The sequence below is a fragment of the Brevundimonas sanguinis genome, assembly GCF_029636725.1.
Lineage (GTDB): Bacteria > Pseudomonadota > Alphaproteobacteria > Caulobacterales > Caulobacteraceae > Brevundimonas > Brevundimonas sanguinis.
Window position 1 is genome coordinate 2,715,552 of the sequence record NZ_CP116770.1, and the last position, 14,246, is coordinate 2,729,797.

Sequence of the window (14,246 nt, forward strand, 5' to 3'; positions counted from 1 at the left end):
AAAAACGCGTGTCTGATCCGGAAATCTATCCCGTCCCCGCTGAACTGGCCGCCCGCGCCCACATGGACCGCGCCGGCTATGAAGCGGCCCGGATGCAGGCGCGTGAGACCCCCGAGGCCTTCTGGGCCACCCAGGCCGAGCGGCTGGACTGGATGACCTTTCCGACCAAGATCAAGGACGTGTCCTTCAACAAGGAAAACTTCCGCATCCGCTGGTTCGAGGACGGAGTGCTGAACGTCTCGGCCAACTGCATCGACCGCCACCTGCCCGCCCGCCGGGACGAGGTCGCCATCATCTGGGAAGGCGACGAGCCGACCGACAGCGAAACCGTCACCTTCGGCCAGCTTCATGAGCGCGTCTGCCGTCTGGCCAATGTGCTGAAGGCCAACGGCGTCCAGAAGGGCGACCGCGTCACCATCTATCTGCCGATGATCCCCGAAGCAGCCTACGCCATGCTGGCCTGCGCCCGCATCGGCGCCGTGCATTCGGTCATCTTCGGCGGCTTCTCGCCCGACAGCATCGCCGGGCGGATCGAGGACTGCGAATCCACCTTCGTCATCACCGCCGACGAAGGCTGTCGCGGCGGCAAGAAGGTCCCGCTCAAGGCCAATGTCGATAAGGCGCTGGAAAAGGTCGCGGGCGTGAAGACCGTCGTCGTCCTGCGCCATACCGGCGCCGACGTTCCCTTCGTCGAAGGCCGCGACCTGGACTGGGGCGTCGAGGCGGACAAGGCCTCGCCCGACTGCGCGCCCGAACCGATGAACGCCGAAGACCCGCTGTTCATCCTCTACACCTCGGGCTCGACCGGAAAGCCCAAGGGCGTGCTGCACACCACCGGCGGCTATCTGTTCTGGGCCAGCTATACGCATGAGCTGGTGTTCGACTATCGCCCCGGCGAGGTATTCTGGTGCACCGCCGACGTGGGCTGGGTCACGGGCCACACCTATGTCGTCTACGGCGCCCTGGCCAATGCGGCGACGACTTTGATGTTCGAAGGCGTGCCCAACTATCCGACCGTCAGCCGCTTCTGGGAGGTGGTGGACAAGCATCAGGTCAACATCTTCTACACCGCCCCCACGGCCCTGCGCGCCCTGATGCGCGACGGCGACGCCCCGGTGAAGGCGTCCAGCCGCAAGAGCCTGCGTCTGCTGGGCACGGTCGGCGAGCCGATCAATCCCGAGGCGTGGCGCTGGTACCATGAGGTAGTCGGCGAAGGCCGCCTGCCCATCGTCGACACCTGGTGGCAGACCGAAACGGGCGGTGCCCTGATCTCGCCCCTGCCCGGCGCGACGGACCTGAAGCCTGGCTCGGCGACCCGGCCCCTGCCCGGCGTCGAACTCGAAATCGTGGACGCGGAAGGGGGCGTGCTGAGCGGCGCGACCGAGGGCAATCTGTGCATCACCGACAGCTGGCCGGGCCAGATGCGCACCGTCTACGGCGACCACCAACGCTTCTTCGAGACCTATTTCTCGACCTATCCGGGCAAGTATTTCACGGGCGACGGCTGCCGCCGCGACGAAGACGGCTATTACTGGATCACCGGCCGGGTCGATGACGTCATCAACGTCTCGGGCCACCGCATGGGCACCGCCGAGGTCGAGAGCGCCCTGGTCCTGCACGACGACGTGGCCGAGGCCGCCGTCGTCGGTTTCCCTCACGACATCAAGGGCCAAGGCATCTACGCCTATGTCACGCTGAACAAGGGGGTCGAGGCGACCGACGACCTGCGCAAAGCCCTGGTCGCCCAGGTCCGCAGCGAGATCGGCCCCATCGCCGCCCCGGACGTAATCCAGTGGGCGCCGGGCCTGCCCAAGACCCGCTCGGGCAAGATCATGCGGCGCATCCTGCGCAAGATCGCCGAGAACGAACTGGGCGCCCTGGGCGACACCTCGACGCTGGCGGATCCGTCGGTCGTGGACGATCTGGTGAAGAACCGGGCGGCCTAGGTTTCATATCCGCTCATCCCGGCGGACGCCGGGATCCAGTAAGAGCCACGCGCACCCAGGGTCGCGCCCTTGGCCAAAGCACTGGGCCCCGGCGTCAGCCGGGGTGAGCGGGTTCATCATTCAGTTCCCCCCGAAGAGGCGGTCCCGGACGGCGCAAGCTGGACGGGGCCGCCCGCCTCGGCTTCAGTGCGGGGCATGAGCGGAACCCTCGACGGCCTGACCATCATCGAAATCGGCGGCATCGGCCCCGCCCCCTTCTGCGGCATGATGCTGGCCGATCACGGCGCCGAGGTGGTGCTAGTCCACCGCCCCGGCGCGGCGCCCGACCTGCGCGATCCCCTGAACCGCAGTCGCGCCCGCCTGGTCGAAGCCGACCTGAAGACGCCAGAGGGCGCCGCCCTGGTCCGCGACCTGGCCCGTAACGCCGACGGCCTGATCGAGGGCTTTCGTCCCGGCGTGATGGAGCGTCTCGGCCTCGGTCCCGACGTGCTGCTGGCCGACAATCCGCGCCTCGTCTACGGCCGCATGACCGGCTGGGGTCAGGACGGGCCGCTGGCTTCGGCGCCGGGCCACGACATCGACTACATTGCCGTCTCAGGGGCCCTGCATGCCTTCGGCCGGGCGGGCGAGAAGCCGACCCCGCCGATCAACATGGTCGGCGACTTCGGCGGCGGCGGCATGCTGCTGGCCTTCGGCATGGTGGCGGGCCTGCTGAAGGCCCAGCGCACCGGGCGCGGCGACGTCATCGACTGCGCCATGACCGACGGCTCGGCCCTGCTGATGAGCATGATCTGGGGCTTCCGCCAGAACCTGCCCGCGCCCCTGCCGCCCAGCCTGGCCTGGCGCGACGAGCGCGGCGTCAACCTGCTGGACACCGGCGCGCCGTTTTACGAGGTCTATGAGACGGCGGACGGCAAATACGTCGCCGTCGGGGCCATCGAACCGGCCTTCTATATCGCCCTGATGCGGCTGACGGGACTGGGAAGCGATCCCGACTTCGCCATGCCGTTCGACCCCGCCCAATGGCCGAGGCTGAAGGACAGGCTGGCCGCCGTGTTCCGCACCCGCACCCGCGACGACTGGTGCAGCGATCCAGAGGCGCAAGGAGCCTGCGTCGCCCCCGTCCTGTCCCTGACCGAAGCGCCCGACCACCCGCACAACCGCGCCCGCGAGGCCTTCGTCACCGCCCAGGGCGTGGTGCAGCCCGGGCCGGCCCCGCGGTTCCGGGACAGCCCGGCGCGGCGGCCGGAATAGAAGGCCGGTCACGAAATCACCGCTCACCCCGGCGGACGCCGGGGCCCAGTGCTTTGGCCTCAAACGCGCGGCCTGAATAGGCAAGTCCTGTGCGCGCGCTCTCACTGAATCCCGGCGTCCGCCGGGATGAGCGGGGGTAAGGTCACCCCCCGTCCGTCCACACCGTCTTGTACAGATCGAACCGGCGGTCGCGCAGGTTCCGCACCGTCCCCTGCGCCTTGGCCCAGGCCAGGTCGGACAGGTCCAGGTCCGCCACCGTCACCGTCTCGACGTTCTCGCTGGCCTCGGCCGCCACCCCGTCGCGCGCGAACGGGAAGTCGCACGGCGTCAGGATGCAGGACTGGGCATACTGGATGTCCATGTTCTCGACGTTGGGCAGGTTGCCGACATTGCCCGACAGGACGACGTAGCACTGGTTCTCGATGGCCCGCGCCTGCGAGCAGTAGCGCACGCGTAAGTACCCCTGCCGGTTGTCGGTGCAGAAGGGGGTGAACAGGATGCGCGCGCCCTCGTCCGCCAGACGCCGCGCCAGTTCGGGGAACTCCGAATCGTAGCAGATCATCACCCCGATCGGCCCGCAGTCGGTGGGGATGGCGTGGACTCGGTCGCCGCCCTTGATGTTCCACCAGTGGCGCTCGTTCGGGGTCGGGTGGATCTTCTCCTGCTCATGCACCGAGCCGTCGCGCAGGAAGACATAGGCGACATTCTGGATCTCGCCGTCCTCGGTCCGCGTCGGGTGCGAGCCGCCGATGATGTTGACGTTGTAGCCGACCGCCAGCTCACGCATCGCCTCGACGAAGCGCGGGGTGTAGCGGGTCAGCGCCTCGATCGATTCCGCCGGGGTCAGCTTCTTGGTCGCCAGCGACAGCAGCTGAAGCGTGAACAGCTCGGGAAAGACCACGAAGTCGGCGCGATAGTCGGACACGACGTCGACGAAATATTCGACGTTGTCGATAAACTCCTGGAAGCTGTCGACCTTGCGCATCTGCAGCTGGACGGTGGCGACCCGCACCGTCTCCTTGACCGCAAAGGCCGCCCCTTTGCCCGTCGCCTCGACATAGTAGGGGTTGCGCCAGACCCAGCGCGCCGCGTGGCCCAGCGACGCCTTGTCCGACGGCAGATAGTTCAGCAGCACCCCCGCCGGCTCGAACCCTGAGCGCTGGTGAAAGGCCATGATCGGGTCCTTCACCTTGCGGTCGCGCACCGCCTCGACATAGGCGTTCGGGTCGGGATAGGCCGAGCGGCGCCGCGCCAGCCCGGGCATCCGGCCGCCGAAGACGACGCCCTTCAGGTTCTGCGCCTCGCACAGGTCGCGGCGCGCGTCATACAGGCGCTGGCCGATGCGCAGGCGGCGTCGGGCGGGGTCGACGCAGACCTCCATGCCGTACAGCCACTCGCCGGCCGGATCGTGCCGGGCGCCATAGCCGCCGCCGGTGATCTGGTCCCAGGTGTGCGGGCCCATGGCGGACTTTTCGTCGATGCGGAAGCTGGCGGCGTAGCCGACGATCTCGCCTTCGAACTCGACCACGAACTGGCCGTCGGGATAGGTGGCGATCTGGCCCCGCAGCATCCCCGCCGTATAGGGCGGCATGTCCTTGTAGACCCGCGCCACCAGGGCGCTGATGCCGGGAATGTCGCCCATGCGGGCGTTGCGGATGGTCAGGACGGCGGGTTTGGCCGGTTCGGCGTTCTGGGCGGTGTGGGCGGTCTGAAGATCAGTCATGCGACACCTAACGCTCGACCTTGGCCGTTGGATCATTTCATCGTCTTGGACCGGCATGAGGATAAGCGCACAATGGCGACATGTCCGGCATGGCGCAGGAAGTTGAACTCAAATTTCGGCTCGGCCCCGGCGCCGCCGCGCGCCTGGACGCCCATCCGGCCCTGGCGGGCGAGGAGAGCGTGCACGCCCTGCGCTCCGTCTATTTCGACACGCCGGACCAGGCCTTGCGGCGCGCGGGCTGGGGCCTGCGGGTGCGCGGGACCGAGCGCGGCTTTGTCCAGACGCTGAAGGGCCAGACGGGCGGCGACGTCCTCAACCGCGTCGAATGGGACATGCCGGTACCCAGCGAGGCCCTGGACTGGGCGGCGCTGAAGACGACGCCGGCGGCCTCGCTGCTGAAGGGCCGCCGCCGCGATCTCGCCCCTCGCTTCGCCAGCACGGTGCGCCGCCGCGTCCGTCTGGTCGCCTTCGAGGGCGCCGTGATCGAGGCCGCCTATGACGAGGGCCAGCTGTCGGCAGGCGGCCGCGCCGAGCCCTTGCGCGAACTGGAGCTGGAGCTGAAGGACGGCCCGCCCCCGGCCCTGTTCGCCCTGGCCCGGCGCCTGTCGGCCGACATCGCCCTGGTCCCCCTGTTCGAGAGCAAGGCCGAACGCGGCTGGCGTCTGGCCGAGGGGCTGGAGCGCGCGCCCCGCACCGCCGGCGCCGATCCCCTGCCCCGCGCCCTGACGGCCGAGGAGGCCTTGCGCCGCACGGCCCTGGCCGCCCTGGGTCAGGTCTCGGCCAACGCCGAACTGCTGAGAAGGGTGCGCCGGCCCGAGGCCCTGCATCAGCTGCGCGTGGGCCTGCGTCGGCTGCGCGCCGCCCTGTCCGTATTCAGTCCCCTGCTGGGCGAGGACGCCGCTCCCGTCGTCGCCGAGTTGAAATGGCTGGCGCGTGAGACCGACGCCGCGCGCGATCTGGACGTCTTCATCCGCGACGTCTTCCACCCCGCCGCGCTGGAGACGCCCGACCCCCGCCTCGCCCCGCTGGGCCTGCGCCTGCTGGCGGCCCGCAGCGGCGCCTATCGCCGGACCATGGCGGCCATCGATTCGCCGCGCTACGCCGCCCTGATGCTCGAGACCCTGGCCTGGATCGAGGCCGGCGCCTGGCGCAGCGACCCCGATCCGGTGCGGACCTGGCGGCGGCGGCGGCCGGTCGCCGACTTCGCCGCTGAGGCCCTGGAGCGGCTCAACCGGCGCGTGCGACGCGGCGGCCGTCGCCTCGACCGCCTGGACGCGGCGGGCCGCCACCGGCTGCGCATCCGGGTGAAACGCCTGCGTTACGCGGCCGAGTTCTTCGTCGGCCTGTTCGACCATCCCCGCCGCGAAAGACGCTTCCTCAAGGCGCTGGAGACAACGCAGGACGCCTTCGGCGCCCTCAACGACCTGGCCGTCGCCCGCGACCGCATCCCCGCCGACGCCCGCCTGACCGCGCCCGAGATCGCCTTCGCCGCCGGGCGCCTGATCGGCCGCCGCGAGCAGGGCGCCGCCGCCCTTCACGCCGCCTCAAGCCGCGCCTTCGCCCGCCTGTCGCGCGCCCGGTCCTTCTGGTCCCGCTAAGACAGACACGACAGTATCGGTCGCATGCCAGTCAGTGTTCTTGTTCAGTTCACGAGAACATCTTGCGAACAAGAACAAACCGTGTCCATAGTCCGCTTCACCAAGGGAGCGGGTCCGTGGCGGGTCTCTCCCGAAGTCAGATGGGAATCATGGCAAGGGAGAGAAAACCAATGTCACAGGCGGCACTGAAGCTCGTGGGTAAAGAAGACAGCGACAAACAACGCGCTCTAGAGGCGGCGATCGCGCAGATCGATCGCGCCTTCGGCAAGGGCTCGGTCATGAAACTGGGCAAGGCCGGCGTGGTGGCCGAGATCGAGAGCGTCTCGACCGGCTCGCTCGGCCTCGACATGGCGCTCGGCATCGGCGGCCTGCCGGTCGGGCGGGTGATCGAGGTGTTCGGTCCCGAATCCTCGGGCAAGACCACCCTGGCCCTGCACACCGTGGCCGAGGTCCAGAAGAAGGGCGGCGTGGCCGCCTTCGTCGACGCCGAACACGCGCTGGACCCCGTCTATGCGCAAAAGCTGGGCGTCAATCTGGACGACCTGCTGGTGTCGCAGCCCGACACGGGCGAACAGGCGCTGGAGATCGTCGACACCCTGGTGCGTTCCGGCGCCGTGGACATCGTGGTGATCGATTCCGTCGCGGCCCTGACGCCCCGCGCCGAAATCGAAGGCGAGATGGGCGACAGCCTGCCCGGCCTTCAGGCGCGTCTGATGTCGCAGGCCCTGCGCAAGCTGACGGCCTCGATCTCCAAGTCGAAGTGCATCGTCCTGTTCATCAACCAGATCCGTCATAAGATCGGCGTCATGTACGGCTCGCCGGAAACGACGACGGGCGGCAATGCGCTGAAGTTCTACGCCTCGGTGCGCCTGGACATCCGTCGCACCGGCGCGATCAAGAACCGCGACGAGGTGGTCGGCAACACCACCCGCGTCAAGGTGGTGAAGAACAAGGTCGCCCCGCCGTTCCGCGAGGTCATCTTCGACATCATGTACGGGGAGGGCATCTCCAAGATCGGCGAGATCATCGACCTGGGCGTCAAGGCCGGCATCGTCGAGAAGTCCGGCTCCTGGTTCTCCTACGACTCCACCCGCATCGGTCAGGGCCGCGAGAACGCCAAGGAGTTCCTCAAGAACAACCCCGACATGGCCGCCTCGATCGAAAAGGCGGTGCGCCAGTCCACCGCCAAGATCGCCGACGACATGCTGGGCGCCCCCGAACCCGACGAGGGCCAGGACCTGGAGGGCTGATCGGCCACCCCCAACGCCGCCATCCTCGGGCCTGACCCGAGGATCCAGCCAGGCAGCGTCCCCTTCCTTTCAGGCCGTGATCGCGCTGACGATCCTCGGGTCAAGCCCGAGGCTGACGGCCGGAGGCAAGGGCACCCTGACGGCCAGAGCTTCTCCGTTCGCCGCCTCGCGACCCGCCTACCGACCCCGCGGGGCCGGTCGGACGGAGACAGGCCCGCCCGACCTCCGTCGGGCGGGCCTCTTTTTTCATCCTAAAGCTGAAAAATTGACCTCAGCTCAAACCGGTCCCCCAGGACGGCACTCGTGCCCCCGCTCGGCCGTATAGTAAGGCGTAGGGAACAGGGGCGTGATTACCGTCACATTGCCTCCCGATTCCATGCAAACATCATTCCCATACCCCACGATGGTCGTCATGGATGCGTCCGAATAGAATGTATAATAGTACACATACTCCCATGATTTGAACGCAACCGCCGGCGAAGCGGTCATGGCGAGAAGAATTCCGGACATTGCCAATTTAGCTAGCGTCCGCACACGTATTCTCCCTAAATTTAAAGTCTGAAACATCCATCAGACCAGATCACATAACAACGATTCCTGATAAATGAGAATGAACGCCATGCCCCCCGCCACCGCCGACCTCTGCGACGCCCATCCTGACGCGGTGAGGGTCTGCCAGACCCCCTTCCGCAGCTTCGGCCAGGTGGCGGCCTTCCACGGCCCGATCCGCACCCTCAGCGTGCTGGACGACAACGCCCTGGTGCGCCAGACGCTGGAGCGCCCCGGCCAGGGCGCCGTGCTGGTGGTCAACGGCGGCGGTTCGCTCAAACGCGCCCTGGTCGGCGACAATCTGGCCAAGCTGGCCATCGACAACGGCTGGGCCGGCGTCGTCGTCCACGGCGCCGTGCGCGACACAGCCATCATCAACACCCTGCAGGCGGGCGTCAAAGCCCTGGGAACCACCCCCTTGCGCGCCGAGCGCGACGCCGTCGGCGAGATCGACATCCCCACCGCCTTCGGCGGCGTCATCTTCACTCCCGGCGACTGGCTCTACGCCGACGCGGACGGGGTGATCGTCGCGCCGCATCGGCTTCACGACTGAGCGCGTTTCCTCCCCATGCAAATGGGGAGGTGGATCAGCGGCGCAGCCGCTGAGGCGGAGGGGCTTCTTGGTTGCACCGCCAGGCCCTCCACCACTACGTGGTCCCCCTCCCCATTTGCATGGAGAGGAAATCTGAAGTCACGCGTCAGTGATGCACTCAGTGCAAAATCCCTATATGACGCCGGTTCCGCTATTTCCTCCCGCGCGCCCGAGTTCCAGAGCGATACGCCCATGACCAGCCTGAAGCAGATCCGTTCCACCTTCCTCGACTACTTCGCCGCCGACGGCCACGAGAAGGTGCAGTCGGCTCCGCTCGTGCCGCAGAACGACCCGACCCTGCTGTTCGTCAACGCGGGCATGGTGCCGTTCAAGGACTATTTCACCGGCGGCGCAGTCCCGCCCTACAAGCGCGCGACCAGCTCGCAGAAATGCGTCCGCGCCGGCGGCAAGCACAACGACCTGGACAACGTCGGCTACACCGCGCGTCACCACACCTTCTTTGAAATGCTGGGCAATTTCTCGTTCGGCGACTACTTCAAGGACCACGCCATCGAGAGCGCCTGGGGGCTGCTGACCAAGGAGTTCGGCCTGGACCCCGCCCGCCTGCTGGTCACCGTCTATCACACCGACGACGAAGCCTTCGACATCTGGAAGAAGGTCACCGGCTTTGCGGACGAGAAGATCATCCGCATCCCGACGGCCGACAACTTCTGGGCCATGGGCGACAGCGGCCCGTGCGGTCCGTGCACCGAAATCTTCTACGACCACGGCGACCACATCTTCGGCGGCCCTCCCGGTTCGCCGGACGAGGACGGCGACCGCTTCGTGGAGATCTGGAACAACGTCTTCATGCAGTACGAGAAGGAGAACGATCAGATCGTTCGCGACCTTCCCAAGCCCTCGGTCGACACCGGCATGGGTCTGGAGCGCATCGCCGCCGTGCTGCAGGGCGTCCACTCTAACTATGAAGTCGACCTGTTCAAGAGCCTGATCGGCGCCTCGGAAGAGCTGACCTCGACCAAGGCCGAGGGCGAGCGCGCCCCGTCGCACCGGGTCATCGCCGACCACCTGCGTTCGACCGCCTTCCTGATCGCCGACGGCGTGACCCCGTCGAACGAGGGCCGGGGCTATGTCCTGCGCCGCATCATGCGCCGCGCCATGCGTCACGCCCACCTGCTGGGCGCGCAGGACCCGCTGATGCACCGTCTTGTGCCGACCCTGGTCGAGGAGATGGGCGAGGCCTATCCCGAACTCGGCCGCGCCCAGGCCTTCATCGAAGACACGCTGAAGCAGGAAGAGATCCGCTTCCGCACCACGCTGGGCCGCGGCATGAACCTGTTCGACCAGGCGACCGCCGACTTCAAGGCGGGCGACATGCTGGACGGCCAGACGGCCTTCACCCTCTACGACACCTACGGCTTCCCGCTGGACCTGACGCAGGACGAGGCGCGTCGTCGCGGCTTCAGCGTCAACGTCGACGGCTTCGAGGCCGCCATGGCCGAGCAGCGCGATCGTTCGCGCGAGCACTGGAAGGGCTCAGGCCAGACCGCCTCGGCCGGCGCCTGGCTCAGCCTGCGCGACCAGCACGGCGGCACCGAGTTCACCGGCTATGAGTCCGAAACCGGCGAGGGCAAGGTCCTGGCCATCGTCAAGGACGGGGCCGAGGCCCCCTCAGCGACGGCGGGCGAGACGGTCGAGGTCCTGCTGGACAAGACCCCCTTCTATGGCGAAGGCGGCGGTCAGGCGGGCGACAAGGGCGCCTTGGTCTGGAGCGGCGGCGAAGGCCGCGTGCTGGACACCAAGAAGCACGCTGGCGACCTGCACGTGCATACCGTCGAGGTGACGCAAGGCTCGCTGGCGACCGGCGCGGTCGTGACCGCCACGGTCGAGGACGGCTCGCGCCCGACCACTCGCGCCAACCACTCTGCCGCCCACCTGGTGCACGCCGCGCTGAAGAACGTGCTGGGCCCCCACGTCGCCCAGAAGGGTCAGATGGTCGACGCCGAGCGCATGCGCTTCGACTTCAGCCACAACGCCCCGCTGACGGACGAGGAGATCGCCCGCATCGAGGACGAGGTGAACGCCGTCATCCGCCAGAACGCGCCGGCCACGACCGAGCTGATGACGCCCGACGCCGCCATCGCGGCGGGCGCCGTGGCCCTGTTCGGCGAGAAATACGGAGACGAGGTCCGCGTCCTGACCCTGGGCCACGCCCTGAACGGTCCGGGCGCTTATTCGGTCGAACTGTGCGGCGGCACCCACGTCTATCGCACCGGCGACATCGCCCTGTTCAAGATCGTGTCCGAAGGCGGCGTCGCCGCCGGCGTGCGCCGCATCGAGGCCCTGACCGGCGACGCGGCCCGCCGCTTCCTGCTGGATCAGGCCAACGTCGCCCGCCAGCTGGCCCAGGGCTTCAAGATCCAGCCCGCCGAGGTTCCGGCCCGCGTCGAGGGCTTGCAGGCCTCGGTCAAGACGCTGGAGAAGCAGGTCGCCGAGCTGAAGAAGCAGCTCGCTCTGGGCGGCGGCGCGGGCGCCAATGCGGCGCCTGAGGAGATCGGCGGGATCAAGCTGATCGCCCGCGTTCTGGAAGGCGTCGACGGCAAGGGCCTGCGCGGCGTCGCCGAGGACTTCAAGAAGCAGCTCGGCTCGGGCGTCGTCGCCCTGGTCGGCGTCACCGACGGCAAGGCGGCCATCACCGTCGCCGCGACGTCGGACATGGCCGGCAAGGTCAATGCGGCCGACCTGGCCCGCGACGCCGTCATCGCCATGGGCGGCAAGGGCGCCGGCGGCAAGCCCGACTTCGCCCAGGGCGGCGCGCCTGATGGGTCCAAGGCCGAGGACGGCCTGAACGCCATCCGGGCCTCGCTGAAGGGCTGATCGTCTCTCCCCTCTCCCGGTGGGAGAGGGTTTGAGCCTCCAAGAGCGTAGCGATTGGCGAAGGCGAAAGGGTGAGGGTTCGAGTGTGAAGTCGGCCAAAGGCCGTGGCGCGACGGCTTACGCCGACAGACAGGACAAGCCCCTCACCCTTTCGCGCAAGAACGCCGGCTGCGCCGCCGTGCGCTCAAGCCCTCTCCCGCCGGGAGAGGGAAGTCGTTACTCCGGCGCCCCCAGATCGATCGCCGCCAGCTTCCAGCCGAACAGGTTGCGGCGCTTCATCAGCAGGGAGACCTGCTCGTCCGGCTGGTCGTCGCGGGTCAGGGTGACGGCGAAGGTGTCCAGGTCGCGATAGCCCCACGACTGGCGCACGCGCTTGTTTTCGGACTTCGGCTCCGCAGGCTCCGGGCGTTTGATCTCCGGCTTCGGCGCGCGGCCCTCCTGCACCATCAGGGCGATGGCCTGCGGGGTGACTAAGGCGTCGACCGCCCCGCCCACCAGGGCGGGCGCCAACAGCATCCCCAGCCCCGACAGGCCGCTGTCGCCGAGGCGTTTGTCCTTGCGAATCTCGACCATCATGCGGGCGTTCAGCTCGTCTTTCAGGCTGGCTCGAAAGGCGGGAAAGTCGACCTGGCGCTCCAACGCCCTTTCGTCGCCGGTCTTGGCCGCCTGGATCAGCGACCGCGCCGCCAGCAGGGGCGAGGCCCCGTAGGCGAGCACGAACACGGCCGCCGCCGCCAATCCCAGACGTATGATCAGTTTGCGGTTCATCGGCCCTCCCCTGCCTTACGAACGCGACGGGACGACGACGAAACGGCGCCAAAATCCCCAAGCGGATTAGGGACATGGATCACAGGCGGGTTCAATGCGTGTTTTCACCGGCTCCGTCCCGCGGTCTTGCCGTCTTCGCCGTCCCCTCTGCACATGCCGCACCCGACACCCCCGCGCCGTCATCCTCGGGCTTGACCCGAGGATCCAGCCATCCGCGTGCTGGACGTGGGCGAGGTCGAGTGCGCCGCCACACTGGATCCTCGGGTCAAGCCCGAGGATGACGGCAGAAGATTGAATGACGCCACCAACAAAAAAGCCCGCCGGATCGCTCCGGCGGGCCTTGATGTCATACCGAGCTAAGCTCAGCCGATGCCCGGCAGGGCCTTCTTCAGGTTCTCGGACACCTTGTCCAGGAAGCCTTCGGTCGTCAGCCAGGACTGCTGATCGCCGACCAGCAGGGCCAGGTCCTTGGTCATGAAGCCCGACTCGACGGTCTCGACGACCACGCGCTCCAGCGTGTCGGCGAACTCGGCCAATTGGGCGTTGTCATCCAGCTTGGCGCGGTGCTTGAAGCCGCGCGTCCAGGCGAAGATCGAGGCGATCGAGTTGGTCGAGGTGGCCTCGCCCTTCTGGTGCTGGCGGTAGTGGCGGGTCACGGTGCCGTGGGCGGCTTCCGTTTCCATGACCTTGCCGTCCGGCGTCATCAGCACCGACGTCATCAGGCCCAGCGAGCCGAAGCCCTGGGCGACGATGTCCGACTGCACGTCGCCGTCGTAGTTCTTGCACGCCCAGACGAAGCCGCCCGACCACTTGATCGCAGCCGCGACCATGTCGTCGATCAGGCGGTGCTCATAGGTCAGGCCGCGCTTCTTGAATTCCTCGGCGTAGTCGGCGTCGAACACTTCCTGGAAGATGTCCTTGAAGCGGCCGTCGTAGGCTTTGAGGATGGTGTTCTTGGTCGACAGATAGACCGGATAGTTGCGCTGCAGGCCATAGGCGAAGGAGGCGTGGGCGAACTCGCGGATCGAGGCGTCCAGGTTGTACATGCCCATGGCGACGCCGGCGCCCGGCGACTTGTAGACCTCGTGCTCGATCACTTCGCCGTCGTCGCCGACGAACTTGATGGTCAGGGTGCCCGGCCCCGGCATCAGGAAGTCGGTGGCCTTGTACTGGTCGCCGAAGGCGTGACGGCCGACGACGATCGGCTGGGTCCAGCCCGGCACCAGACGCGGCACGTTCGAGCAGATGATCGGCTCGCGGAAGACGACGCCGCCCAGGATGTTGCGGATGGTGCCGTTCGGCGACTTCCACATCTTCTTCAGGCCGAATTCGGCGACGCGCGCCTCGTCCGGAGTGATGGTGGCGCACTTCACGCCGACGCCGTGCTTCTGGATGGCGTGGGCCGCGTCGATCGTGATCTGATCGTCGGTGGCGTCACGGCTTTCCATGCCGAGATCGTAATAGTCGAGTTCGAGGTCCAGGTATGGGAAGACCAGCTTGTCCTTGATCATCTGCCAGATGATCCGGGTCATTTCGTCGCCGTCGATGTCCACGATGGGATTGGCGACCTTGATCTTGGCCATGCTTACGCCTCTGTCTCTCAAATCAGGGAAGGAATTCGGTGCAGGGGATATAGCGACCCCCGCGCGCGGGCGCAAAGGGGACGAGAGCCGCACGGCCTGAACGGCGGGCCGGAACGAAACGACGGCTTGGCCGCTTGGCTTCTTC

Annotated in this window: 9 protein-coding genes; 6 read left to right on the forward strand and 3 right to left on the reverse strand. The window is 67.6% G+C overall.

The window, feature by feature from the left end:
* Window positions 1-62 precede the first annotated feature (62 nt).
* Window positions 63-1,946 (forward strand): acetate--CoA ligase, encoded by a 1,884-nt coding sequence (gene acs / locus PIB44_RS13375; RefSeq protein WP_278071002.1) that lies wholly within the window; start codon window positions 63-65, stop codon window positions 1,944-1,946.
* A gap of 195 nt (window positions 1,947-2,141) precedes the next feature.
* Window positions 2,142-3,200 carry a CaiB/BaiF CoA transferase family protein gene (locus PIB44_RS13380; RefSeq protein WP_278069735.1) on the forward strand — a complete coding sequence of 353 codons (1,059 nt, stop codon included), beginning with the start codon at window positions 2,142-2,144 and terminating at the stop codon, window positions 3,198-3,200.
* Between the two features lie 142 nt (window positions 3,201-3,342).
* Here PIB44_RS13380 and PIB44_RS13385 read toward each other — a convergent pair whose 3' ends face one another.
* Window positions 3,343-4,923 (reverse strand): GNAT family N-acetyltransferase, encoded by a 1,581-nt coding sequence (locus PIB44_RS13385; RefSeq protein WP_278069736.1) that lies wholly within the window; start codon window positions 4,921-4,923, stop codon window positions 3,343-3,345.
* A gap of 89 nt (window positions 4,924-5,012) precedes the next feature.
* On the opposite strand from PIB44_RS13385, the gene PIB44_RS13390 reads away from it, so the two are divergent.
* From PIB44_RS13390 to alaS, 4 genes are all read left to right on the forward strand, one after another.
* Window positions 5,013-6,521 carry a CYTH and CHAD domain-containing protein gene (locus tag PIB44_RS13390; RefSeq protein ID WP_278069737.1) on the forward strand — a complete coding sequence of 503 codons (1,509 nt, stop codon included), beginning with the start codon at window positions 5,013-5,015 and terminating at the stop codon, window positions 6,519-6,521.
* Window positions 6,522-6,691: 170 nt separating this feature from the next.
* Window positions 6,692-7,771 (forward strand): recombinase RecA, encoded by a 1,080-nt coding sequence (gene recA / locus PIB44_RS13395; RefSeq protein ID WP_025977964.1) that lies wholly within the window; start codon window positions 6,692-6,694, stop codon window positions 7,769-7,771.
* A 610-nt stretch (window positions 7,772-8,381) separates the two neighbouring features.
* The gene (gene rraA / locus PIB44_RS13400) at window positions 8,382-8,873 is read left to right on the forward strand and encodes a ribonuclease E activity regulator RraA (protein ID WP_278069738.1); all 492 of its coding nucleotides are present in this window, start codon (window positions 8,382-8,384) and stop codon (window positions 8,871-8,873) included.
* Window positions 8,874-9,104: 231 nt separating this feature from the next.
* Window positions 9,105-11,750 (forward strand): alanine--tRNA ligase, encoded by a 2,646-nt coding sequence (gene alaS / locus PIB44_RS13405; RefSeq protein ID WP_278069739.1) that lies wholly within the window; start codon window positions 9,105-9,107, stop codon window positions 11,748-11,750.
* A gap of 216 nt (window positions 11,751-11,966) precedes the next feature.
* On the opposite strand, the gene PIB44_RS13410 is transcribed toward alaS, so the two are convergent.
* Window positions 11,967-12,518 carry a DUF2939 domain-containing protein gene (locus PIB44_RS13410; protein ID WP_278069740.1) on the reverse strand — a complete coding sequence of 184 codons (552 nt, stop codon included), beginning with the start codon at window positions 12,516-12,518 and terminating at the stop codon, window positions 11,967-11,969.
* Between the two features lie 362 nt (window positions 12,519-12,880).
* A complete protein-coding gene (locus PIB44_RS13415) occupies window positions 12,881-14,101 on the reverse strand; it encodes an NADP-dependent isocitrate dehydrogenase (protein ID WP_278069741.1) in 1,221 nt (406 codons plus the stop codon).
* Window positions 14,102-14,246 lie beyond the last annotated feature (145 nt).